At 57.6% G+C, this 22271-nt stretch carries 28 protein-coding genes; 24 read left to right on the forward strand and 4 right to left on the reverse strand.

Translation table 11 applies throughout. The features are described from left to right. Positions 1–38: 38 nt before the first annotated feature. Entirely contained in the window at positions 39–506 is a 468-nt protein-coding gene (locus tag HB634_RS05200; protein WP_063572586.1) for a pilin, read from the reverse strand. 304 nt (positions 507–810) lie between these two features. Continuing rightward, positions 811–1251, reverse strand: coding sequence for a pilin (locus HB634_RS05205; protein ID WP_063574377.1), 441 nt, complete (start codon positions 1249–1251; stop codon positions 811–813). 170 nt (positions 1252–1421) lie between these two features. Here HB634_RS05205 and HB634_RS05210 point away from each other — a divergent pair, with 170 nt between their 5' ends. From HB634_RS05210 to HB634_RS05270, 13 genes are all read left to right on the forward strand, one after another. Beyond that, positions 1422–3509 carry a S9 family peptidase gene (locus tag HB634_RS05210; protein WP_213947825.1) on the forward strand — a complete coding sequence of 696 codons (2088 nt, stop codon included), beginning with the start codon at positions 1422–1424 and terminating at the stop codon, positions 3507–3509. A 73-nt stretch (positions 3510–3582) separates the two neighbouring features. Continuing rightward, on the forward strand, positions 3583–4707 hold the full coding sequence (locus tag HB634_RS05215; RefSeq protein ID WP_063571558.1) for an acyltransferase: 1125 nt from the start codon (positions 3583–3585) through the stop codon (positions 4705–4707). A gap of 701 nt (positions 4708–5408) precedes the next feature. Continuing rightward, positions 5409–6200, forward strand: a complete 792-nt coding sequence (locus HB634_RS05220; RefSeq protein ID WP_213947826.1) for a hypothetical protein — start codon at positions 5409–5411, stop codon at positions 6198–6200. A 245-nt stretch (positions 6201–6445) separates the two neighbouring features. Beyond that, positions 6446–6712, forward strand: coding sequence for a hypothetical protein (locus HB634_RS05225; protein WP_157503977.1), 267 nt, complete (start codon positions 6446–6448; stop codon positions 6710–6712). Between the two features lie 93 nt (positions 6713–6805). Beyond that, the gene (locus HB634_RS05230) at positions 6806–7594 is read left to right on the forward strand and encodes a hypothetical protein (RefSeq protein ID WP_213947827.1); all 789 of its coding nucleotides are present in this window, start codon (positions 6806–6808) and stop codon (positions 7592–7594) included. Beyond that, positions 7591–8121 carry a hypothetical protein gene (locus HB634_RS05235; protein ID WP_213947828.1) on the forward strand — a complete coding sequence of 177 codons (531 nt, stop codon included), beginning with the start codon at positions 7591–7593 and terminating at the stop codon, positions 8119–8121. Before HB634_RS05230 ends, HB634_RS05235 begins: the two co-directional genes overlap by 4 nt. Positions 8122–8353: 232 nt before the next feature. Further along, a complete protein-coding gene (locus HB634_RS05240; RefSeq protein ID WP_213947829.1) occupies positions 8354–8866 on the forward strand; it encodes a hypothetical protein in 513 nt (170 codons plus the stop codon). Between the two features lie 186 nt (positions 8867–9052). After that, positions 9053–9529, forward strand: coding sequence for a DUF6714 family protein (locus tag HB634_RS05245; protein WP_213947830.1), 477 nt, complete (start codon positions 9053–9055; stop codon positions 9527–9529). Positions 9530–10061: 532 nt separating this feature from the next. After that, positions 10062–10304 (forward strand): hypothetical protein, encoded by a 243-nt coding sequence (locus tag HB634_RS05250; RefSeq protein ID WP_063571552.1) that lies wholly within the window; start codon positions 10062–10064, stop codon positions 10302–10304. A 338-nt stretch (positions 10305–10642) separates the two neighbouring features. Beyond that, on the forward strand, positions 10643–11062 hold the full coding sequence (locus HB634_RS05255) for a hypothetical protein (protein ID WP_063571551.1): 420 nt from the start codon (positions 10643–10645) through the stop codon (positions 11060–11062). A gap of 155 nt (positions 11063–11217) precedes the next feature. Next, on the forward strand, positions 11218–12147 hold the full coding sequence (locus tag HB634_RS05260; protein WP_063571550.1) for a HEAT repeat domain-containing protein: 930 nt from the start codon (positions 11218–11220) through the stop codon (positions 12145–12147). A 195-nt stretch (positions 12148–12342) separates the two neighbouring features. Then, positions 12343–12975 carry a hypothetical protein gene (locus tag HB634_RS05265; RefSeq protein WP_082879003.1) on the forward strand — a complete coding sequence of 211 codons (633 nt, stop codon included), beginning with the start codon at positions 12343–12345 and terminating at the stop codon, positions 12973–12975. A 27-nt stretch (positions 12976–13002) separates the two neighbouring features. Then, a complete protein-coding gene (locus HB634_RS05270) occupies positions 13003–13209 on the forward strand; it encodes a hypothetical protein (protein WP_063571549.1) in 207 nt (68 codons plus the stop codon). Positions 13210–13226: 17 nt separating this feature from the next. Here HB634_RS05270 and HB634_RS05275 read toward each other — a convergent pair whose 3' ends face one another. Further along, positions 13227–13979, reverse strand: coding sequence for an AAA family ATPase (locus HB634_RS05275; protein ID WP_213947831.1), 753 nt, complete (start codon positions 13977–13979; stop codon positions 13227–13229). Positions 13980–14160: 181 nt separating this feature from the next. On the opposite strand from HB634_RS05275, the gene HB634_RS05280 reads away from it, so the two are divergent. The 9 genes from HB634_RS05280 (at position 14161) to HB634_RS05320 (ending at position 20181) form a co-directional block, all read left to right on the forward strand. Continuing rightward, entirely contained in the window at positions 14161–14370 is a 210-nt protein-coding gene (locus tag HB634_RS05280) for a hypothetical protein (RefSeq protein WP_213947832.1), read from the forward strand. A 257-nt stretch (positions 14371–14627) separates the two neighbouring features. Continuing rightward, positions 14628–15005 carry a hypothetical protein gene (locus HB634_RS05285; RefSeq protein ID WP_157504112.1) on the forward strand — a complete coding sequence of 126 codons (378 nt, stop codon included), beginning with the start codon at positions 14628–14630 and terminating at the stop codon, positions 15003–15005. 95 nt (positions 15006–15100) lie between these two features. Beyond that, positions 15101–15520: a hypothetical protein gene (locus tag HB634_RS05290; RefSeq protein WP_063572639.1), complete on the forward strand. Its 420-nt coding sequence runs from the start codon at positions 15101–15103 to the stop codon at positions 15518–15520. Between the two features lie 168 nt (positions 15521–15688). Further along, positions 15689–16225 carry a hypothetical protein gene (locus HB634_RS05295; protein WP_063572640.1) on the forward strand — a complete coding sequence of 179 codons (537 nt, stop codon included), beginning with the start codon at positions 15689–15691 and terminating at the stop codon, positions 16223–16225. A 241-nt stretch (positions 16226–16466) separates the two neighbouring features. Further along, a complete protein-coding gene (locus HB634_RS05300) occupies positions 16467–16778 on the forward strand; it encodes a hypothetical protein (RefSeq protein ID WP_063572641.1) in 312 nt (103 codons plus the stop codon). Between the two features lie 1345 nt (positions 16779–18123). Then, entirely contained in the window at positions 18124–18354 is a 231-nt protein-coding gene (locus HB634_RS05305; protein ID WP_213947833.1) for a hypothetical protein, read from the forward strand. 156 nt (positions 18355–18510) lie between these two features. Beyond that, complete coding sequence (locus tag HB634_RS05310; protein WP_213947834.1) at positions 18511–18801, forward strand: hypothetical protein; 291 nt, start codon at positions 18511–18513, stop codon at positions 18799–18801. Between the two features lie 191 nt (positions 18802–18992). Beyond that, complete coding sequence (locus tag HB634_RS05315) at positions 18993–19328, forward strand: hypothetical protein (RefSeq protein WP_063572646.1); 336 nt, start codon at positions 18993–18995, stop codon at positions 19326–19328. A 121-nt stretch (positions 19329–19449) separates the two neighbouring features. Next, complete coding sequence (locus HB634_RS05320; protein WP_213947835.1) at positions 19450–20181, forward strand: hypothetical protein; 732 nt, start codon at positions 19450–19452, stop codon at positions 20179–20181. A gap of 202 nt (positions 20182–20383) precedes the next feature. Here HB634_RS05320 and HB634_RS05325 read toward each other — a convergent pair whose 3' ends face one another. Further along, positions 20384–21151, reverse strand: a complete 768-nt coding sequence (locus tag HB634_RS05325) for an AAA family ATPase (protein WP_213947836.1) — start codon at positions 21149–21151, stop codon at positions 20384–20386. 180 nt (positions 21152–21331) lie between these two features. Between HB634_RS05325 and HB634_RS05330 the strand changes: the two genes are divergently transcribed. After that, entirely contained in the window at positions 21332–21541 is a 210-nt protein-coding gene (locus HB634_RS05330) for a hypothetical protein (protein ID WP_213947837.1), read from the forward strand. A gap of 182 nt (positions 21542–21723) precedes the next feature. After that, on the forward strand, positions 21724–22245 hold the full coding sequence (locus HB634_RS05335) for a hypothetical protein (protein WP_213947838.1): 522 nt from the start codon (positions 21724–21726) through the stop codon (positions 22243–22245). The last annotated feature ends 26 nt before the right edge of the window (positions 22246–22271 follow it).

A 22271-nucleotide genomic window follows, 5' to 3' on the forward strand; every position in this document is an offset into this window, starting at 1 on the left:
CCGGAAGCCGGCCCCTTTTTTCAGTCCCGCAGCTTGCCTTACTTGCGGCAAGCGGTCGGCAGGAACTGGTCGGCAACGTACGTGCCCTTACTGCCCGCGCCGGTGCTAGCCGCCTTGCAGTTCCAGGCAATGGTGCCGCCGTTGTCATAGGGCGACAGGACAATGACGCTCCCGTTGATCTTGAGGTTGGCTTCCTGCGGGGCCGTATTGCTGAATGTGGCAACGATGATGCCGCCAGCCGCATTGACCTTCGAAACGTACTTGCCCAGGATCGAAATGTCGGTGGCCAGGCCGGCGGAGCCGTTCTGCGTCGGCCACGTGCCCTTGTTGTTGTAGTACTCAGCAACGGCCGTCTTGGCACCGTCAGCGAGGTTCATACCTTCCGACACCTGGGTGCGGATGATGTAGTTCTGGTACTGCGGGATGGCGATAGCAGCCAGGATCGCGATGATGGCGACCACGATCATCAGTTCGATGAGCGTGAAGCCCTTCTGGACGTTCTTCATGGAGTTTCCTCGTTGGTGTTGACTAACCGAAAAAAAAGTGACGCCCCCTGAGCCCTAGCACCTCACCCGTAACCGGGGTCAGACGCTCCCTCACTTGCCTTTGGTCAGGAACGACCAGGAAGCTCGCCGCAAAGCCTGCACTGAATATGCCATGGCTCCCGCGACCGGCGTATTGCCTCATATTTGCCGGTGCTGGGATTGTGCATCCTGTCACGCTTGCAGATCAACAGGAAAATTTCGCTGATTCAGTGGGTTGGAAGTGACTCTTGGGGTGACGCAGAGGGTCACATCGTGACATTTAAGGTCAGCTTTTTCGGCAGGCGGTGGGTAAGAATCGTGGGTCGATCGTCCCGTTACATGCCCAGGAAATAGTCCCGCCGGTGTTGATCGGAGAAAGTTGCAGCGTGGATGTACGAAGGTTTTCGTTGGTCTCGGCCATCGCGTACTTCACCGTGATGATGCCGGTGTCTTCGATCTTGACCGACGACACGTACTTGCCAGTCATCGATGCGGCAGTAGGAAGTCCGGCCGACTCATTCGAAGACGGGTACTGTCCCTTGTCGGTGAGAAAGTCCCAGATCGCCGCCTTAGCGCCAGAGGCAACGATGAAGCCCTCCGAGGCCTGCGTGCGCACGATGTAATCCCGATACGCCGGGATGGCAATGGCAGACAGGATCGCGATGATCGCCACGACGATCATGAGTTCGATCAAGGTGAAGCCTGCTGAGACGCGGCTGTTGGACATATAAAGGTTCCCCTGTGACCGGCGACGTTCAGCACGTTTCGTACCAATGTGAATTCCGGCGTGCGGGTGCACGTAGAAAGCGTGACGCACGTCTTTAAAAAGACATTCGCTTGCACCCCGGCTTACACCCCCGTACCGTCCTCCCCCAGCACAACCCCAAGGGAGCCCCCATGAAACCACTTCTCGCCGCGCTGGCCCTCGCGCTGGCGTCCGGCCCCGTCCTGGCCGCCGACGCCGATAGCGCCGCCCCGCATCCTTTCTCCATCCGCGACCTGGTCATGATGGACCGCGTCGGGGATCCGCAGCTGTCGCCGGATGGGCGCTATGCGCTCTTTACCGTGCGCGCCACGGATTACGCCGCCAACAAGGGCGTGACCTCCATCTATGTGATGGACCTCAATAAGCCGCCCCAGCCGGTCAAGGTAGTTGAAAAGGGTTCGTCGCCGCGCTGGGCGCCGGATGGTAAGTCCATCTTCTATTCGGCGCCGAAGGATGGGGTGGCCCAGGTCTGGCATCGCGCTTTCGACGCCGATAACGCCAAGGGCCTGGCCCTGACCGTCCGTACGGGCGATGCCGTAACCACGGCCCCGCTCGATGTCGGCTCGTTCAAGCTTTCGCCGGACGGCTCGAAGCTGCTCCTGAGCTACGAGGTCTTTACCGACTGCGCCGACCTGGCCTGCACCAAGGAGCGCCTCGACGGTCGCGAGAAGGACAAGTCGACAGGCACCGTCTACGACAAGCTCTTCGCCCGCCACTGGGATACCTGGGCCGACGGCCGTCGTAACCAGCTCTACATTGCTGACGCCAATAACGCCTCGCAGCCGGTGCTGCTGAGCAAGGGTATCGACGGCGACGTGCCGAGCAAGCCTTTCGGCGGGGAAGACGAGTTCACCTTCTCGCCGGACGGCAAGACCGTGTACTTCGATGCACGCATTGCCGGCAAGACCGAACCGTGGTCGACCAACTTCGATGTCTATAGCGTGCCTGCCGATGGGTCCTCGGCTCCGACGAATCTCACGGCCGACAACCTGGCATGGGATGCGAACCCCGTGGTGTCGCCGGACGGCAAGACCCTCTTCTATACGGCCATGAAAGATCCCGGCTCGGAAGCTGACCGTTTCGGCATCTGGGCGCTGGACATCGCCTCGGGCTCGAAGCACGAAATCGATCCTTCGTGGGACCGCTCCGCCGGAACCCTCACGGTGTCGGCAGATGGCAAGACCCTCTACACGACCACGGACGACAACGGCCAGCATCCGCTGTTCGCCATCGACGTGGCGACGGGCAAGGCGACCACGCTGGTAACCGACGGCTCGGTCAGCGGGTACTCGATCAGCGGCAACAAGATGCTTCTGACGCGCGACGACCTGAAGCACCCGGCCGATCTGTATACGGCCGGTACGAACGGCAAGAGCCTGAAGCAGGTCTCCCATTTCAACGCCAAGCGCATCAAGAGCGCACAGACCGGCGACTTCGAGTTCTACACGTTCAAGGGTGCGAACGGCGACACCGTGCAGGGCTATGTGGTCAAACCGGTGGGCTACAAGAAGGGTAAGACCTATCCGGTCGCCTTCGTCATCCACGGTGGTCCGCAAGGTGCGATGACCAACAGCTGGAGCTATCGCTGGAACGCCCAGACGTACGCAGGGCAGGGCTTCGCTGTGGTCACGGTGAACTTCCACGGTTCCACCGGTTATGGTCAGAAGTTCACCGACGCCATCTCGGGTGACTGGGGCGGCAAGCCGCTTGAAGACCTCAAGCTCGGCTGGAGTGCTGCGCTTTCCAAGTACAACTTCCTCGATGGCGATCGCGCGTGCGCCCTTGGTGCAAGCTACGGCGGCTACATGGTTTATTGGATCGCCGGTGTATGGAACCAGCCGTGGAAGTGCCTCGTCGACCACGATGGTGTCTTCGACGCACGCGCCATGTACTACGACACGGAAGAGCTCTGGTTCGAAGAGAAAGAAAACGGTGGTACGCAGTACGACCATCCGGAAAACTACGAGCGCTTCAATCCGATAAACCACGTGAAGGACTGGCGCGTACCGATGCTCGTCATCCACAGCGGCAAGGACTTCCGCATTCCGGAAACGCAGGGTTTGGGCGCGTTCACCGCGCTGCAGCGTCGTGGCATCCCGAGCAAGCTGTTGCACTTCCCGGATGAGAACCATTGGGTACTCAAGCCGCAGAACAGCGTGCAGTGGCATGAGACGGTGAATGCGTGGTTGAAGGAGTGGACGGCTCCTCAGGCCAAGTAAGGCTGCGTGAAGACGGCGCCCATAGGGTGCCGTCTTTTTTCTTGCGGTACGTATCGAATACTTAGGGGCTGTCTTGGAAAGCAAGAATCAAAGGTACGAGCCAGGGCTCGACCATATCCGTGCCTTTGCGGCATCGTGGATCGTTGTGTATCACGCGTTTCAGTTGATATCCGCGAAGCTGATCCATGATGCTCCGTTCGACCCCTACCAGGACTGGGTGATCAGCCCGAATCCGCTTTCCGCGTTGATCACCGAGGGGCATACCGCTGTCGGCCTCTTTATGGTGTTGAGTGGCTTCGTTCTCGCGCGCGCCGCGATTGGCTCGGAGGTGGACTACTGGAAGTTCATCAAGAATCGTTTGCTGCGCATCTATCCGATGTTCATCGCGATCGTTTTCGCGGGCGTGGCGTTGACGGGCGGTACCGTTTCGCTGGATGCATTGCTCATGACACTGATTCCACTCGGGTCGGTGCATGCCATGGCCAACCTCGGTCCGTTCGCGAACTCGCTTTGGGCGGTTTCGGTCGAGTTTCAGTTCTACCTTCTTTTTCCTTTCCTGATGGTGTTCCTCGCTCGCCGAGGACCCCGTCAGTTGTGGCTTATCATTCTCGCGGCCATCGCGCTTCGGGCACTCGTTTTCGGGTCGGGCGGTGACATGCGTTATGTTCCGTACTTCACAATCATCGGTCGAATCGATGAGTTCCTGCTTGGCATCCTGGCCGCGCACTTCGTGGCATCCCGACGGTCGCTGTCGCCCTGGCTGATGATCCCCATGCTGGCCGTGTGCGTAGGTGTTCTCTTTGCATACAATCAAGGGCATGGCTACGTATCTAACGCGCCATGGAAGCTGATCTGGCCAACCGTCGAGGGACTCATGTGGGCCGCCTTTATCGCGATCTATTTGTCCGTGTGTCGGTACATGCCGGCGCCGGTTTCGCGACTGCTTTCCGCTCTTGGAACCATCAGCTTTTCAATGTATCTGGTGCACTTCATTATCGTGTCCATCGTCGTGGCCTTCGTCGGTAGCCGGATGGCGGTAGGAAACGATCCGCATCTGTTGGCTTTGACGATCGGCCTAGTCGTTATTCTCCCTGTCACTATCCTGCTATCGCGACTGACGTATGCCGCTATCGAGGCGCCATTCCTCGATCTCCGCGTACGGTATCTTCGGCGCCTTCCTGAGCCGGTAGTCGAGTAGACAGAATTCAGTCATCGTGACATGGCGCTATCCTCGTAGCACGTGGTGACGAGGCGAGGGCGCGTCGGGGAATGTGGATTCTGAAGCTCTGGCCACGCTAAGGGAACGCCTCAGCGCGTTTCGTCTAACGGGCGGTCGATGAACCTGTGAGTCAGGATGATTCGCGGCATGTCGTGCTTGCACGGCATGCCGCAACCCGGGAGTGGCGTGCCTTACTCAATGAGGATCCGATGTCTGTATCGACTGATAGGTCGGCAGGTCATCGTCCCAGCTACTCGATCGATGCCGATGCCTCAGTGCACGACCTGTTGAACGATGCCACCGAGTGGTTGCAATCCTCGCGCGGCATCACGGAGTTGCTCGCTGATCTGCTTCATCAAGCCGAGTCGGTAAACTGCCTTCGAATGGCATTGGGGCTTGAGGCAATCGGAGCACTTACCCAGGCAGGCGTAAGGTGCGCCACAGAGGCACATGCGCGGCTTTGCTGGGAGGAGGCCCAGGAGGGGGAGGGCTGAGCAGTTGACGATGGATAGCCTTGCGGCGAGGATATCTCGCGGTCCACGGCCGCTTCCGGGATCAAGGGAAATGATTGTCCTGTTTTACGCCAGTTTGGCTATGTCGTCGCAGACCGAAGTTATTCCGGGGGGCGAATGAGTTCGGGTGAATCGCCCTCGCCGTCGGGTCTACCCGACGGAGGACGCGTGGTGGTCGCGGATGCCGATTATTCATGCGTGCTACGTATTGACGGCAGTGTGCTCGACTTCGATGCCATTGACTCAGCATTGGGCGTGCGCGGCGAACGTAGACACATGACCTGGCGTGCGACCCGTTGGAGGCCGGCGGTCGACCTGCAACGCTGGGAGTTTCCGGAACCTGAGGACGGGAGCTGCCGGACGTGGTCGTCACTGGAGGACGCGCTCCGCTTCACCGTGGAGCGCATGTTACCTGCCCGGGAACGTCTCGGAAGCTACGTCGAGTCCGACCAGGTGTACTGGTGGATCGGTTGCTTTCATCGAGCACCGTCATCGACGATCTATATGCCACACGATCTGGTCGAACAACTGAAGGATCTCGGCGTTCCCGTCATCTTGAGCAATTACTTCCGCGTTTCGGAGGAAGAGGAGACTGACGAGGATCGCGCCCGAGTTATCGAGGAGGTGGACGAGGGAGGTCCAAACCATACGTATCGCTTCTGGATCGGCGTAGCGGGCGGTCCACGCGAAAAATACCTGTCGCGAAATGACGGATGGACTCCGCTCGGCGAGGCAACCGACTTCTCGGTGGCCGAGTACTCTCTGGACTTCAGCGGCGTCAGGCTTCCGGTGGGCGAACGCATTGTCGGGTTCGACATGACGGCTACGTCGTCTTACGTTTCGAACATGCGGACTATCCCGAACGGCTGGGATATCGATGTGATAACCAACCTTCGTGGATTGCTCATGTCAGCGGGAGCATTTTTGTCGGCGCTGCCGCTATCGACCTGGCTTCGTTGAACAAGATGCTCCGCGTGACCTCGGATAAGGGTCCTGGCGATGTCGGCGTATCTGGGGAAATCATTACCAATCTAGACTTTGAGCATGAGCATCACATTGCGCTTAGACCGACGGATGTTCGCGTGCTTGGCGATTCTTCGGCGTCTTCTCATGGTCGTACGGGTGGTTCGAACTAATGGCGGGATCCACAGTAACTGATCGCGAAACCCGTGCAGCCTCCATCCTGCGTAACGCTTAGGACCGCCATGAAGTACGTCATTCGTCTGTGTTTCATCTGCGCCTTTCTCGGTGGCGCGGGCTTTATGGTGGCCGAGTATGAATTTCAGCAAACGCTTCCTCGAAAGCCTGATGAGAAGAGTGGGCATGTCAATCCCAGGAATAATCACGGTGTAGTCGTTTACTACACCGATGGTGAGATGCGGACGTCAGGGGGTCTCTTCGGTGGTGGAATGGTCGTTGGGCTTGTAGGTGCCCTCTTGCAGGTTAGAGAGCGTCGTCTAGGCCGCGAGTAGCTAGAAGTGAGTTCCCCATGGGAGAGGCCTACGACCGCTTTTGGTACCACGGAAAGTTTTGCGGCGATGAGATCGTCCTGCTGGGATACATGAATGACAGTGACAAGCAGCCTGCATTTGACGAGCACACTCCTGAAGGTCGACGACTTCGAGCGCGCAGTCGGGCCGCGCGCTGACTTTCATTGGGGAAAGGGCGACCACGCCTTCAGTCTGGAAGGACGGCACCTGGGTAGATTTCAGTCGAACTCGCACTCGCAGTTTGACTTGTTCGAGGGCAGGGGCCTCGCGTTGGAGGATGCTCTGGAAGCGTGCGCGACGGGCCTGGGCTATTTGCGGGACGTGTTCGCCCGGGTGAGAGGGGCGGGCGGCACCGCAGAGCTTCACATTTGCCATCCGATCGGGGCGAGCGTCGCTGGCACGGTTCCCTCCGCGCTACTGAATGATCTCGAAGACCTCGGGCTCGACGTGGTGTTCGAAATATCCAGGTCGGACCCGGAAAGGGGCGAGAGCCCAGACGTGTTTACACCTAACGTCGAGGCCATCCAGTCGTTCTTGCAGGCACTCATGGATGCGGACGATGCGCCGGGTGTGCGCCTTGATGTCTGTGTCAAATACCGGAACGACAGGTCAGTCTATGAGCAATGGACGCCAAATCGACCCGATGCGTTCACGGATTATGGGCTGCGAGATCCGGGCTTCGGTTCGGGCCCGGTGAACTATTCGGACATAGAGTGGATATGCGTTCCCGCAGTTCCGCGAGGAACGAGTAGCCTTCCCGGATACTTGAGTAAGTTCGACGCGCTGATTGCCCTCTGCGCTGATATGTCAGGGGTGACGATTACGCGCCGCGAAGTCACCTTCAGGACGATTGCATCTGCATGACGACACAGGAGCGCGTTTTCGAGTGCGAATGCAAGGTCATGATTCGAGGCATAGTCTTCGTGGCGCTGATTCTCGCTTTGGCTATGGCAAGGGGCGAGGTCAGGCGGACCGACGACTGGTTGCACGTCCTTGGGAAGTTTTCGGTGGCACTGGGACTTGTGTCCGTCCTCGTTTTACCCGCGCTTGCCATCACTCAGGATATCGTCCTCACGCCGGACGGTATGGCGCGATCGTTGTTTGGCTTCCGCTCTGGCCGGGTTAGGTGGGACGAGATCACAAGCGTGCGTTGCAAGGACGTCGACTACAAAGGCGCGGTCGTCCGCCACTACAAGCTGTTTACGGGTGAAGGCGACAAGTTGCCCAGGCTGACCTTCCGCAGCGACTACGACGACGTGGAGGACATCATTGCGGTCGTGAGGGTAGAGGTCGCCAAGCGTGCCATTCCTGTTCTCGTACGCAAGATGGGGTGGGTCATCCCTGCCGACCATGTTCCGCTGCCCGGTGATGATCCCCGTAGCATGTGGTAACGAGGCGGAGGTTCGCCGATGAGTATGGATTCGGAAGCTCTGGCTACGGTGACGATGTGCCCCAGCCCACAGCACGGCTGAGGCGCATGCAGGACTCAGTTGGGAGGAGGTCCAAAGAACGGACAGCGCCTGAGTTGACGATGGCGAGTGTTGCGACGACGCTGTGCCGCGGCCGAGTGCCGTCTCCAGGGGATCATACGATTGAGTGGCTACTATGACGGATAGAGAACGTGTGGTGTATCGCCTGCTCGTCGGCGTGATCATTCTTACCAGCGTTGTTGCAGCGATGGCAACGTATCTCGCCTCGTGCAACGACTCGGCATGGGAGAGCCTGAACGCAGTCGTGGACGACGTCTCCATCATTCCTGCGCGCCATTGGGCTCTAGGCTCCGATTTCCCCGATCTCACGGCGATCTACTTCTTCTGGGTTTGTCCAGTATTTCCAGCGTCAGTCGCCGCATTCGCTACTCGCTTGTGGACTCCCAACAACATATTCCGGGTGGGGCGCACTGCCAGCTTCGAACTCAAGTTCGGGCTCGGTAGCCTCCTCATGCTTGCCATAGGCCTCAGCATGCTTTGGTCTATGGACGGAGAAGAAGTACTGGGCGTGCCGATCGGCAGGCGGTTAGCCGACCTTCTGATGCTCGGCTGGCTTCCCTTCGCCATGGGCGGTTGTGCTACGGGACTCGGAGTCATCGGGTTGCGGCGGTTATTCGGTCCTAGCACGCCAATGCGTGAATACTGAAGTCGTCGTGTTCGTTGTTTGGCTCAGCTGGCAGTCGGTCCAAAGAACGAAAAGCACCTGAGTTGACGATGGCGAGGCTTGCGGCGACGATCTGTCGCGGCGGAGTGCCGCTTCCAAGGGATCAAGGGAAATGATCGTCGCCGCGTGTGGATCGCCTGTAACTCGATGACCTGAATTGGATCAATGATGAGCATCGTCGATCAGATCTACGCAGCCTTCAAATGCAGAAATCGACCGAGTGTGATCTGCGACGTTTCTCGTCCGCTGATTAGCGACAGGCAGGATGCTGAACAAGTCGGTCGCCGTTTGCGGCAGGATCTTGACTGGGCGTTTCTCCAGGAGCATGCGGACGCGCTGTACGCGATGACACCAGGGTCGTTCCGGTACTACATACCTCAGTTTATGGTTCTTGCCATGCACAGGAGTCGTGTCACTCCCTTATTTGTCTCGCCGATATTCCAGATGTTGGACGCCGGTCCTGACGAAACGTATTGGAGCGATCGGTTCAAGCTTCTTTGGGTTGGTATGACTAGTGAGGAGTATGAAGCGATCAAAGCATGGCTGATCTTTATGGCTTCGACAGATGGCGCCTGGGACGATGATTTAGTCCTGGCAAGAGCTTTCGATACTGTTGATCTTCTGAGTCAGGCTATCGAGCGGTAGTGGCCTCACGCACCCATAGTTCATCTTGACGGAGGCGCCGCGGCTGACGTAGCCAAGGACTCCGTATTTCTTCTTCCAGTTGAAATAGGTGTGAGGGCAAGCGACGAACGTACGTTTGATGTGGGCCGCTGCAAAATTTACAGTCGTAATAGGCGGCCTTCTTTTTACCATCGGTCTCATTGCGGAGTGGCCGCGGCTCGTCGACGCTGCTTTCAACCCACTAATTCTGGTCGGAGCGTTTGTGGTCGGTTTGGTCGCATGCAAGATTTGGGGGCTCCGGTAGGGTGAACGCCTTCGGTGAGGTGACTGGATGCCACAGGGCTTCTACGTTGTTCCCTGAATGTGGAGGCAAAGCGCGGAGAGAGCTGTCGATGAATTGTTCGCAGGGATCGACGGCCCACCTTCTCGACATCGTAGATGGCAGCGATGGGGCGGCTACAGCTGTCGGAATGGTCGATTCGGCCGAATATGCTCCGACCTAAAAGTTCATCCCCCACCACCGGCGTCGTTACTAAGATCTAAGGCCAACATATTGAATGAGAATGATATTCTGACCAATAGCTTCTTTGTCGAGTATGACGAAGGTCGAAGACACCTCTGCGTTTACACCGTACACAACGGCATCAGGGCGGATGTGCCGATTCGATTGCGCATGGATTCCTTGCTCGGTAAGGGCAAGGAGCACGCCGCGCAGTGGTTCGGGGAGTCAGTTTTCCTGCTGATACCTTCGTTACGTCGCGAACTTTATGACCTCGATAAAGACGATTCGGCTTGAGCCGACAGCTCGGGATTCGCCGGCGGCCGACAGGGAATCAAATCGACTCGCGTTGGACTCTCTGCTGATGCCGATGGCCGGCCCTTGGGACGGCCGGTTGACGATGGCGGAGCTTCTAGGGACGATGTGGCGCGGCAGACAGCCGCCTCCGGGGATCAAGGGAAATGATTGTCCTGCTTCATATGCTTTTGGCAACGTCGACGCAATCCGCAGGCCCCTCTCCGGTGCCGCACGTAAGCGCGCCCGATTCTCTCCCGATGCCCTATGTAGCTCAGAACGCATGCACCTTTGAGTGCTGTCACTATGGACCATGGCGGGCCACCCGAGCTACAGCGGCCGTGGCATCGACCACTCCTGGGGCGAAGGTCGTCTTTTCGGTGAAGCCCGGTGACACGGTCCAAGCGCAGCGCGGCATTGTCATCACCATTAAGCCCGGCGTGACGAGGGTCATCCAGGCCGTCACACTGGGCTATCGCGATGGAGGTACGGAACCGGAGTTGTCGCTAAAGCCGGGCGACGCCCTGCTCACCCTGTATCCCATGGGCGAGGCCTACGACCGCTTCTGGTACCACGGAAAGTTTTACGACGATGAGATTGATATGCCGGAGGACAGTTTCGGCAACGCATCGTTTACCGGCTTCCTTAAGGTTGAGTCGCGACCGACGTTTGTTTGGTGGGTCCGGGTAAGGAATGCGCGGGGTCTAGAGGGTTGGATGGCGAACCCCAAGGGATTCGAAGGGACGGACAGCTGTGGTTGAGCGACTGTCATGATCACGCGCCGGCGGTTCGCCGTCAGTGGCGCTTTTAAGGATGAAGATGTGTGTATCAAGGAGTTATCACGTGTCCGGCCACTCGGTTCCAGCGCCGTGACGACGTACGGAGACCAGCATTCGGGCGATGATGGAGGATCCAGATGATCGATGATGATGTTTCGAGCTCGACGGTGAGATTGCTGGTGTTCGAAGCTCTGCGGTCGTACCCGTCCGACGCATTGCTGCTCATGCTCGAAGACGAGGACACTGTCGTGAGAACGGCCGTCGCGCGTGAGTTACACGTGCGAGGAGAGCGAAAGGCGTTTGACCACGTTCTTCTCAGGTGCGACGACTTGCGCGAGTTCGTTCGTGAAATCGCTGCGTTTACGCTGGGGCAGTTCGGAACGCCTACGTATCCATTTCGCTTGGAATCCATACCAAAGCTCGTGGACTTAGCCGTCCATGATCCCTCGTTCGAAGTTCGCGCCACTGCCATTGCGAGCCTGGGGCACCTGCACGCTGAGGAGAGCATGCAGGTTCTTCTTGAGTCAGCCAATGATTCGGAGGCTGACGTTCGAGCTATGGCCGCCTTTTCGCTGGGTCACCTGGGTCCTTTACCGGAAGTCGTCGAAACGCTCGACAAACTCCTTTCAGATCCCAATAGCGAAGTCCGCGAATGGGCACAGTTCGGTCTGGAGTTGACACAAGATGATGATCTGGTCACGTACCTTGATCGGAAAGGCGACCTTCATGACTGCATGATCGATTCCCTGGTGTGGAAACCCATGCGGAGGCACGTCGAAATCAGAATTACAGACGTGAATGCCAACTTCCTTGGGCTGCCGGAGTACGCCGGTCTCGTTCCATGCATCATTGAGATGTCGGGTATCGACGACTTCGCTCTCGACATCCAAAAGGCGGATGACACGCTCAAAGTGTATGAAGCCAGTCTGTCGACCGTAGCGCAAAAGAAAATGCTGAAGATCGCATTCTCGCCCTCGGGAACCCTGGAAGCGTCGGTCGCGAATCTGACGATCTCGGAACTCACTGAAGCGGGGTCGGGGGCAGGGACATCAGTTAACGATCAATAAGGTTGCAGCGACGATGTGTCGCGGCTCGAGGGCCACTCCACGGAGCAAGGAAGGTCTCTCGTCTCTCGCTGAGGCCGGTTGACGTTTTGCTTACTCTGTTCCCAATCGGAAGACCGGAACGAGAATTTGTCGAATGTCTTGATGCCGAGTCGCTGCTGCTTTGAAGGTAAGGCCGTGACTGGGACGGAGAACGCAGTGGCGAAGTACGTAATCGAGCTCACGGACGGAACCACCGGAGAGATCGCCGAAATTCTGTTCGTTGAAGCCGAAAGAAGCGATGAGCTACTTGCGATGGTGGTTGGCGACCGGTTGTTCGCGGGTGATCCGATTCCGCTGTCTTCTGGCGACATCGAGAGCATCGTCGCTCGATTCGATCTGAGTGCCCCCAAGATACTTCTCGATGGCTGGCTCAGACCCTGGTCGTATCTGGACCAGTTGCCTTATACGGTTCATACCCGTAGGGAGCTACGACTCATGCTCGCTGGCGTGAAGCCGCTGGCAGCATTCGTCGATGACATGCCGGATGTGCCGGATAACGGCGTCGTTCCGGAAGAAATCTTCGCCCCTTACGTATCTTCGGGTCGTTTGGTAAAGCGGGAGAGTGCGTCCTTACGATCTGGTCACGCATGTCGCGACGTATTGTATTCACTTCCTTCCGAGGCGTGGCGGATAGAAGCATACCTCCTGTTAATGGAAGCCCTTCATCGGGACGGCTGGTCGGAGGAGATGGAACGGATGCAGGGGAGCCTACTCGGTTATAGCGACTCGCAGAACGACGCTTACGTGGAGCTTCTCAGGAGGCGCACGTCGGAAGGTGGGTCTTTCTGATGTGGCGAGCAACTGGATGGAGTGGAAATGATCTCGCGTAAACGACTGGCGCGTACCGCGCTTTATGCCTTCTTCTTCGGAGTCATTTCCGGGCTTTTGCTTTTCATCTCCTTGGGCGCCGAATGGCATTTCCTGGTGGTGGTGTTCTGGTTCTTCGCAGCGATGGCGGTGCTCGTTGGCTTTTTTTCGGTTATGGCCGCTGTATTCTCGTTGCTTATCGGACGCGGCGAATAGCCGTGTCCGGTGTCGACTCATTCTAGTAGCAGCGCCAAATGCCGCGCCGGATTCCCTAGAAAGTCCTTCGTCACCAGGAAGTGCTCAGTCTCCTCATAGGCCGTCTGGATCAAACCCGAATCATCGATCTGGTAGAGGTCCGCATCCGGATACGCCATCAATATTGGCGAATGCGTTGCAATGATGAACTGCGACTTCATCCCCACGAGCTGATGGATTCGCGCGAGCATGGCCAGCTGCCGCGAAGGCGAAAGCGCTGCCTCAGGCTCGTCGAGGATATAAAGGCCGTTCCCGCCGAATCGCTTCATGATCAAGGCGAAAAACGACTCGCCATGTGACTGTTCGTGGAGGGATTTAAATCCATAGGAGTTGATGATCGGTGGACCGCCTGGGCCTTTATCAAGCTCCTCAATCTCTGTGGCGACGTTAAAGAAGCTCTCGGCCCGAAGGAAAAAGCCATCCTTCGCCCGCTTCACGCTCCTCCCAAGTGTAAGAAGCGCGTGCAACTCCGAATGCGACCGGCGCGTCCCGAAGTTGAAGTTCTTCGTTCCGCCCTCGGGATTGAATCCCCAGGCGGTAGCGATTCCCTCCAGCAACGTTGACTTGCCGCTGCCGTTCTCGCCAACGATGAAGGTGACTTTGGGGTGGAGCTTCAGCGTGCCGAGTTCCTTTACGGCGGGGAGCGAGAAGGGGTAGGTGTCGAAGGATGGGACCCGGTCTCGGCGGAGCTTTATGTCGAGGAGGTAGTGTTCTGCGGAGAGTGAACTCATGCGATAGCTTCCTTGTTGCTAGCACCCTTCGCCGATGAATCGGTTCCTACATAGGGCAGATTGCTCAATCTTGGCGGCAACGGATCTCAGAACCTGTGATTGCACTTTACGCCGGTAGGTCTTGGACGGGGCAGATGGCTCTGCGCATGCAACTAGAAATGCCGCGAAGGGGGTGCTCAAAATGGCCAGAGAAACGGCAGCACGAGTTCACGCGGCTTCGCTGAGTGCGATTATCGGGCTATCTACTCTCCTTCGCACAGTGCAGGCATCCTGTTCGGACGAGGATTTTCAGGAAATCGAGAGAGGCGTTGGACTAGCCATCGGCGCGATACAGACCGAACTCATGGATCCGCTGTATGAGGACCACCCGGAACTCGACGACCTGATCTGAGGCGCGCCTACCTCTGCAGCCTTGCGTCCCAAGTGAGCCATGGAGTAGGGTCGCCAGCATTCAGGGGCGCCGGTAGGGATCGGCCACAGGGGTTTTACATGACTTCGCATCGGAAGCGTGCTCGTGACTCGGGTTCTACCATCGCTCGGCCTGCGCGTGCCCCCGCCGCGCTGCTCCTGGTTATCCTTGTGTTACCGGTGGCCGCGCGTGACGGCCGAGCGCCCACTAGGCCGGATGCGGCACGAGGGCGCCGTTTCGTGGTTATCGGTCTGGCCTGCGACGGAAGCGCGTCTCCCGTGGCCCATGGAGGCGCCGAGGCGGTCGGTCTTCTCGGGTATAACCCCTCGGACGGCGTCTATTCCGGGACGATGGGCGTCTTAATGGGCAGCGTCGGCGGCGCGTCGAACAACGCTAGGTATATCTATGGCACGGAGATCTTGAGCAGCGACCCGCACTTCAAGCCGACTAGCGCGGTTGAGGCAAGCCTAGGGCCGGAGATTCCCTATATGGGTGGGCTCGAATTTGGCGGTGGTTCGTTTAAATCGTGCGATGAGGTTGGCTTCAACATTCACGGGGGCGGCAGCCTTATCGGAGAGCACGGAGCGATCGGGTTCGGCTTCGGGCAGAGATTCTGACTGTGTCCGTTTCGAGATCACACGTTTCATTTGTCTGGGATGACGGTTCCGTACGGATCGTGGTCCGCCCTGGGAATGAGCGACTTCTGCCAACGTTGGCGCTGGTTGCCTTCGCGTCGGTGTGGCTGTGGCATTTGTTCCGTCTGTTGTCTTTCGACACGCTGGACCGAAAGGCTGATGCGGCAGCAGTTGAAATGTGGTTGCTGCCTATGTGCGCACTCTTGGGCTACAACGTTTGGGTGTTCCTGGTACGCCAAGAAATCATCGCCGACGCGGAGGAACTCCTGGTGACGTCCAGATTGGGGCCATGGAAGATTTCGTTGTCGCGTGTTTCGCGATCCGATATTGACATTATCGAGTTTGACGAAGTGTCGAAACGCGTTCGTGGACATATGTATAAAAAGCGCAGAGTCGTGGCCCGGGGTGCGGGTCAGATTCTGGCGAAGACATTGCAGCTATACAGCAGCGAGGTAGGCCACAAAGTCGTCAAGGAGCTACTTCGGCAGCCTAGCTGATGACGATGTCGCGCTTACGATATGGCCACGCATGTCGCCCCTCTCGGGATATTGATCCCGGTGCCCCAAGCGATGTTGCATCAGCAGATCAGTTCGATGCTATGGACGCTGCCACTCAAGCCATAAACGCCAGGCGCGTGCAGCGCCAAATTCAGGAGACATATCAACGTGACATCAAAGATTAGAGATTTTGGGCTTGTGGGTGTGGCAATGATGGCGGCCGTGGCTTTTGCATCAGCGTTGCAGGCGGGCACATCTTCCCCTCAGCCTGCACATGAGCGGTCGCAAAGGCTAGAGATCGCTCTTGTTTGCGATGCGACAACCCCGCAGTCGCACAAGACGTCGCACGGTTGGGATCCGCGATTCTCGGCGGGGCGCGTCGACGAGCGATGCACGGATAGTAGTGCGAGCGTCGCGATCGTCCCACTCAACGCTATCGTTGAGTTCGACAAGTTCGCCGAATCGAGTTTCGTCGCCCTAGAAATAAATGCCGCAGATGGCAGTTCTATAGAAAAGCTCTTCAACGATGCGTTGAGAAGTGTGCCTAAGGGCCAGTCCCGGCAGAACCTCGTTCTTCTCGATGGAAAGATCGTTGTCAGCTCGTATATTTCGGGCCCGTTCCAAGGAACATCCCTTGATATTGGTGCGGACTCCGAAGAGTCGGCGAAACTTTTGGTAACGATTCTGTCTGGTAAGGCGCCTTAGAGGCGTTAGAGGCCCTGCTAGTCATCTGCGCGAGATCTTCAGATTGCTTTGTACGTCGTCACAGGCTGAGAGAACAAGGTCTCGTGATCTGACGGGCTTCTGACGCGGGATTTCGTGACATGCGTATCAACTTGCGAAGTCACCGTCTCCTACAGTACCTTCCGCAGAGGGGCCGGGCTTCAGGGGGCTATCGACGACTGGAACAGCAGGCCGGCAGGCGTCGGCCTCAGGGGACCTGCGCATGACTTTGCAACGGACGCGTGCTCGCCGCGCGTGCAGGATGCTCTCTTCGTGGCTGGCCTTTGCCGCCTGTCTTCTCTTCGCTTCCGCCGCCGTCGACGCCACCACCTACGTCTATGGCGCCAACGGGGGTCTGGTCACGGTCACCAACGATGCCGGGGAGAGTGCCCGTTACGTCTACGACGTCATGTGCAACATGATCCGAATCGAGCGGATCGAGCGGATCGAGCGGATCGCTGCGGATGAGCTGAAAATCTACGCGGTTACCGAATTGAAATCGCGAGCATCCATGTATATGCGCCGAGGGAGATAGTTGATGCGAGCGCTCACTTTCAACTTTCTTGTGGTTTTCTGCATGACCTTCAGCGCATCTGGGTTCACAACATCGGCGGGAGATGCGAAAGCGTTCTTCTTAGATCACTCAGCGAGCAATCGCATGCGTACTTTTCGAAACTATCCTCTTGATGAACAGGTGGATATATTTTTCTACGGGAGCCAGGTGATTCACCCGCCGGCCCTTTATCTTGCGGATTGCTTCGCACTTGGGGGGCGAGACGCCGTCGAAGTGCTTCGATCAAGATTGAGGGTTCCGGGGTCGGACCTGGATACTCGAGACATAGCGCAGCTTGTATTAGCGATCCAGGCGATGGGCACTTACGATGTCCGCGCAGATTCGCACTTCTTGGGCGCTTTGAGAGGGCGAATCTCTGCTATGCGTGATGCTGGATGGAGGGATACCGCCAAAAGTATCCTCGAGGATATTGAGTCGGATGCGCTCCCGCGACGCGACGACGGTCCGCAGTGCTCGGCTACCCCAAGTTGATGGAAGTCAGTGCCGACATTTTCCACGCCGCCTTGGATTGGCCCCTGGTGGCTGCATGTGTGGTGGCTCAAAGTGGCCGGGATGGCTTCGCGACAAGGCCAGAGGCAAGATCAAGGATGAGGTGACCGAGCGCGCACTCGAGCAATGCAACAAACGGTATGAGGGTGATTGTAGTCAGCTTTGCGAATGCGTGTATGTCCTTACGTTAGCATCCTGCGGTGGTCCAACTAATACAAAATGTGTGATGAACGACGCTACCACTATGCGACACAGCTACGCGGACTGCGGGCAATTGTCGTCGGGAACGAACGCGCTCGATACGCGGCCGGCGTAGGTGCAATTGTGCCCCTTATCTCAGGCGAAGCGTTGGTGGCAGGCGATGGCGAGATAGGCCTCGCGGTTATGGGTGACGCTTACGGTGGCTTAATGTCTGGTGGCATGAATGCGCTCGGCGGCGCCATTGACCCGCTTGGTGACTGCGCGAAGTCGCAGCCGCCGGAGGATCAACATTTCCCGTGGCCAACCATGGCGTGGTGATAAGCATCTAATGGAACGGAGATTTCGGTACGGTAACAAGCAGAGCCTGGGACTTATTCTATCGATCGTCTTCGCGATGGCCGTAGCATATGTCCTTCGAATGGTAATCGTGCGATACCGGCCTGGTGATGGGATATACGTCGGTAGTGTCATCGTCGCCGCTCTCTTCATGATGCTCTTCGCGAGCCTCGTTTTTCGTGACGTCGTGGTGAGTGACGCCGGCATTGCGAGATCGTTCTTTGGATTCCGGGGCCGAACTCTACGTTGGGAGAATATCGTCGCCGTTCGGTGCGGTGTCGTGGACTCGCCGACCGGTAAAGTCCCAGCCTGCTCGTTCCAGGCGAGCAGACGCCTATGGCCATTTTCGTTCATCATGATCTTGCCAACCATCGACGGCGCGCAGGAGTTGCTCTCGCTCCTCGATGATGAAGTCACGAAGCGCGGCATTCCTATTAAAGGTTGGAGGGGCAACCGACTCGTCACGATTGATCGGATTCCGCTTCCGCCCAAGGACGGTGGCAAAAATTGAGGGCATAGGTCCGAAGGTAACGAGAGCCAGGTTCACACTGACCCTACAATTTCTCAAAGAAGGACAAATCTGGTGAGGTGCTGGCCAATGTCAATTCGATATGTGCTAAGCGTAGTGGCCGCTGCGTGTCTTGGAGCGCTTTTGTCGGCAGCGCTGATGTACCGCTTTTTTACGGGGTTCATGGACGCAGGCCTGAATCTTCGATACTCGACGGAGGTGATGTACAGCGCACTTCAGCAGGGCGACTACGACAAGATATCTAGCCAATTGCGCGCCAGGATCGTCACTGACGCTATGGGGTTGCAAATGCAATGCGAGAGTCTGACGGCGGCGCAAAAAGTTCGCGCGGCGGAGCTCTTTCAGAAAATGAGCAAGCTTGGCGTAGATGCCAGTAGTGTTCCAGGCCTGATACCGAACGGAGCTGCTCTTGCGGGATGCCCGACGTAGGTGGCGCGACGGCGTCGTGTGGCCGAGGATAGGAAAGGCGCTTACTCCTGGAGAAGGCAGGGCGTGTTCAAGCTGCCTTCCGACGAAAGTCTCGGACAGACTAAACTCATTGAGTGAGCGGTCAGCGGGCTGTGCTGCTCCTTCCCTCCGACTTCCCGGCGCATCTATTCACGCTTTACAGGACCCAACAAATGCCCCGAATCCCTCGCGAAGGAGAGTGGTTCAACACCGTCGCCGTCCTGATCGCATTCCTGGCGTTCCTCGCTCCACAGATTCACGCGCATCGGCTTTATCTGGCTGTTGCGTTCGTCTTCATATTCACATTCGTGCTGGGATTCTTGCGTGCCGAACGCGATTTCGACAGGAGCCGCCTGCCAGCTACACCTCTGGGGCGCGTCGGGTTCTTTGCGGGATTGAGTGTGGTCATAGCGGTCGGCTCTGCCCTCGTTAGCTGGATATTTCTTGTTGTCTGGCCGGCAGCGTGTTCATCAACGGCCTGCGTCGCCTTCCGTTCCCTGCTGCGCTGAGCGGACCGGGCGCGTCGTCCGTCGGTGTCCGGCTCTCCGTTAACGCCGTTAGCGCCACCGATCACAATATCCGATGCCCAGGGAATATGGTTCCTCTTATGAATCTGTTCGGTCCTCAACGATGAGTTCACTGCGGGATATTGCAGCGGTGATGACGCTAACCGGCAACAGCGGCGTCGCTGTTGCCGAAAGCTTCGGCATGTCCTATGGCATCGATCTTTGGGACGACATCGGAATCACGGAGGAGTGGCTCCGGACCATGGTAGAGAGTGGCGTCGCTCAAGCACAGCACGCGTTAGCCATTTGCATTGGTCTCGGAGCCATTCAACCGCGCCATGCGGATGAGGCAAGGGACCTTGCGTCGGAGTCCGCAGCGCAGGACTTCCCCCCTGCGCTACTGCTCTCCTTCGGCTTTGCTTTCGATGACCTTGAGCGCGGTTTGATCAGCGCCGAACAAGCGCTCGAACCATTGGAACGAGCTGTGGCACTCGGGTATCCGAAGGCGCTGTATAAACTTTCGTTCTGGCTCTCACATGGCGATCGCTTTCCAGGAGATCTGCCGCGCGCTGCAATACTTCTTCAAGCGGCAGCAGACGCCGGCGAACCTGAAAGTATGACTAGGCTGGGAACGGCACTCTTGGACAGCCAACATCCGGTGCAAGTTCATGCCGGCCTGAAGTATCTGCAATCAGCAGCCGGGCAGGGATGGGAGAGCGCTTTATCAAAATTGGCAGACTGCTACGGCCACGGCTGTCCCGGGCTCGATGCCAACTACGCGCTTGCTCGGGAATTCGACGCTCGCCTGAAATTGGTCACTGCACCCTATAGAAGACTATTGGACACTGATGACTAGCACCGACTATACGCTCAATAAGTGATAAGGCCGGCACCTTCGGCTGTTGGTACGCTAGAACTTTGTTTTCCTGTCCCCCTGCACAGATCGGTATGCGATCGGATGAGGATGCTAGAGCGGCCGCCGCGGTTTTGCGTGGAGCGATGAGGCGTCGGTGTGGTGTCTAGACGCCGCTGTTGACTGGGGTATGTGTCAGTAGGTGTCAGCGCACATCCCACTCGAAGAGCAACGCCAACTGTCGCGCGGGATTGCCCAGAAATGCCTTCGTCACCAGGAAGTGCTCCGTCTCCTCATACGACGTCCTCACCAACCCCGACTCGCCGATCTGGTAAAGATCCGCCTCTGGATAAGCCATCAGAATCGGCGAGTGCGTCGCGATGATGAACTGCGACTTCATCCCCACGAGCTGATGGATCCGCGCGAGCATCGCCAGCTGCCGCGAAGGCGAAAGTGCTGCCTCAGGCTCGTCGAGGATATAAAGGCCGTTCCCGCCGAATCGCTTCATGATCAACGCGAAGAACGACTCGCCGTGCGATTGCTCGTGGAGCGATCGCATGCCATAAGAAGCGATGATGGGCGGCGCGTTGGCCGGCTCTGCGTCGAGCTTCTCGATCTCCGTGGCGACGTTAAAGAAGCTCTCGGCCCGAAGGAAAAAGCCATCCTTCGCCCGCTTCACGCTCTTCCCAAGTGTAAGAAAGGCGTGCAACTCCGAATGCGACCGGCGCGTCCCGAAGTTGAAGTTCTTCGTTCCGCCCTCGGGATTAAATCCCCATGCAGTAGCGATTGCCTCCAGCAACGTTGACTTGCCGCTGCCGTTCTCGCCAATGACGAAGGTGACTTTGGGGTGGAGCTTCAGCGTGCCGAGTTCCTTCACGGCGGGGAGCGAGAAGGGGTAGGTGTCGAAGGATGGGACCCTCTCTCGGCGGAGCTTTATGTCGAGGAGGTAGTGTTCGGCGGTGAGTGAACTCATGCGATAGCTTCCTTGTTGCTAGCACCCTTCGCCGATGAATCGGCTCCCACATAGGGCAGACTACCCAATCTTGGCGGTGACGGGTCTCAGAACCTGTGATTGCACTTTACGCAGGTAGATCATGGACGGGATGGATAGCTTGGCGAATGCAACTAGAATGGCGCCAAAGGGGTGCTCACAATGACCAGAGAGACGGCGGCACAAGTTCACGCGGCTTCGCTGAGTGCGATTGTCGGGCTATCTACCCTTCTTCGCACGGTGCAGGCATCCTGTTCGGACGAGGATTTTCAGAAGATCAAGAGAGGCGTTGGACTAACCATCGGCACGATACAGACCGAACTCATGGATCCGCTGTATGTGGACCACCCGGAACTCGACGATCTGATCTGAGGCACGACCCTGCTTCCGCGGCGCCTTGCGTCCCAAGTGAATCCTGGAGTAGGGTCGCCAGCATTCGAGGGCGCTGGATTACGGGGGAGTGGCGTGCTGGGAACTGGTATTGGTTCGGCGGCAGAACACGGGCTTGGACCTTCAGGTGATGTTGGTGTCTGCTGGTGCGAAGGCGGCAATGAGTGACGAACACTACGCTTCCTCAGACTTTTAAATTCAAAGGCTTCAAAGCTGTTCTTGCTTCGCTGGCGTTTCTGGACGTGTTTTTTATCACCTTAGCTATTCTCGTACTAACGAGCGAAGGCGGCGGAGTACGCGGGGCTCTTTTTTGTTTAGGTTGCGCGGCAGTCATGTCTGCGCTGGGGTGGGCGTACGTAAAGGGTAGCTCAGACATCGTCGTTGAAGAGAGCGGTATTTCTCGAGTCTTTCTTGGACGACGAATCAATTTTATCGCTTGGTGCGACATTGGTCTCGTAACTGTGTTTACCCTGAGCCCTTCCGGTGCACGCCGTAGTATTACGGGTTACAACGTCGTTCCGTTGACATCAAGCGGGGCGTTGGAGCGAAAGCGCAAGATCTATTTCAGTAGTCAAACTACGGATTTGACAGGCCTCTTGCGTGCGATGAATGCCTTTATGAGCAAGCACGACATACGCATCGAGATCGTGTCGAACGGGCAAGTTAAGGTTGCAAAGTCGCTTTAGATTCAATTTGGCGTTTGAGACCAGAG

Origin of the sequence: Luteibacter sp. dw_328, assembly GCF_018449605.1 — a bacterium.
Taxonomy (GTDB): domain Bacteria; phylum Pseudomonadota; class Gammaproteobacteria; order Xanthomonadales; family Rhodanobacteraceae; genus Luteibacter.

Excerpts from the sequence above, each read along its gene's own strand:
- HB634_RS05320 (WP_213947835.1), top strand. The coding sequence starts at position 19,450 with ATGAGTTCACTGCGGGATATTGCAGCGGTGATGACGCTAACCGGCAAC.
- HB634_RS05200 (WP_063572586.1), bottom strand. The coding sequence starts at position 506 with ATGAAGAACGTCCAGAAGGGCTTCACGCTCATCGAACTGATGATCGTG.
- HB634_RS05280 (WP_213947832.1), top strand. The coding sequence starts at position 14,161 with ATGGCCAGAGAAACGGCAGCACGAGTTCACGCGGCTTCGCTGAGTGCG.
- HB634_RS05270 (WP_063571549.1), top strand. The coding sequence starts at position 13,003 with ATGATCTCGCGTAAACGACTGGCGCGTACCGCGCTTTATGCCTTCTTC.
- HB634_RS05315 (WP_063572646.1), top strand. The coding sequence starts at position 18,993 with ATGCCCCGAATCCCTCGCGAAGGAGAGTGGTTCAACACCGTCGCCGTC.
- HB634_RS05310 (WP_213947834.1), top strand. The coding sequence starts at position 18,511 with ATGTACCGCTTTTTTACGGGGTTCATGGACGCAGGCCTGAATCTTCGA.
- HB634_RS05275 (WP_213947831.1), bottom strand. The coding sequence starts at position 13,979 with ATGAGTTCACTCTCCGCAGAACACTACCTCCTCGACATAAAGCTCCGC.
- HB634_RS05210 (WP_213947825.1), top strand. The coding sequence starts at position 1,422 with ATGAAACCACTTCTCGCCGCGCTGGCCCTCGCGCTGGCGTCCGGCCCC.
- HB634_RS05300 (WP_063572641.1), top strand. The coding sequence starts at position 16,467 with ATGACTTTGCAACGGACGCGTGCTCGCCGCGCGTGCAGGATGCTCTCT.
- HB634_RS05225 (WP_157503977.1), top strand. The coding sequence starts at position 6,446 with ATGAAGTACGTCATTCGTCTGTGTTTCATCTGCGCCTTTCTCGGTGGC.
- HB634_RS05260 (WP_063571550.1), top strand. The coding sequence starts at position 11,218 with ATGATCGATGATGATGTTTCGAGCTCGACGGTGAGATTGCTGGTGTTC.
- HB634_RS05205 (WP_063574377.1), bottom strand. The coding sequence starts at position 1,251 with ATGTCCAACAGCCGCGTCTCAGCAGGCTTCACCTTGATCGAACTCATG.
- HB634_RS05330 (WP_213947837.1), top strand. The coding sequence starts at position 21,332 with ATGACCAGAGAGACGGCGGCACAAGTTCACGCGGCTTCGCTGAGTGCG.
- HB634_RS05230 (WP_213947827.1), top strand. The coding sequence starts at position 6,806 with ATGACAGTGACAAGCAGCCTGCATTTGACGAGCACACTCCTGAAGGTC.
- HB634_RS05325 (WP_213947836.1), bottom strand. The coding sequence starts at position 21,151 with ATGAGTTCACTCACCGCCGAACACTACCTCCTCGACATAAAGCTCCGC.
- HB634_RS05235 (WP_213947828.1), top strand. The coding sequence starts at position 7,591 with ATGACGACACAGGAGCGCGTTTTCGAGTGCGAATGCAAGGTCATGATT.
- HB634_RS05245 (WP_213947830.1), top strand. The coding sequence starts at position 9,053 with ATGAGCATCGTCGATCAGATCTACGCAGCCTTCAAATGCAGAAATCGA.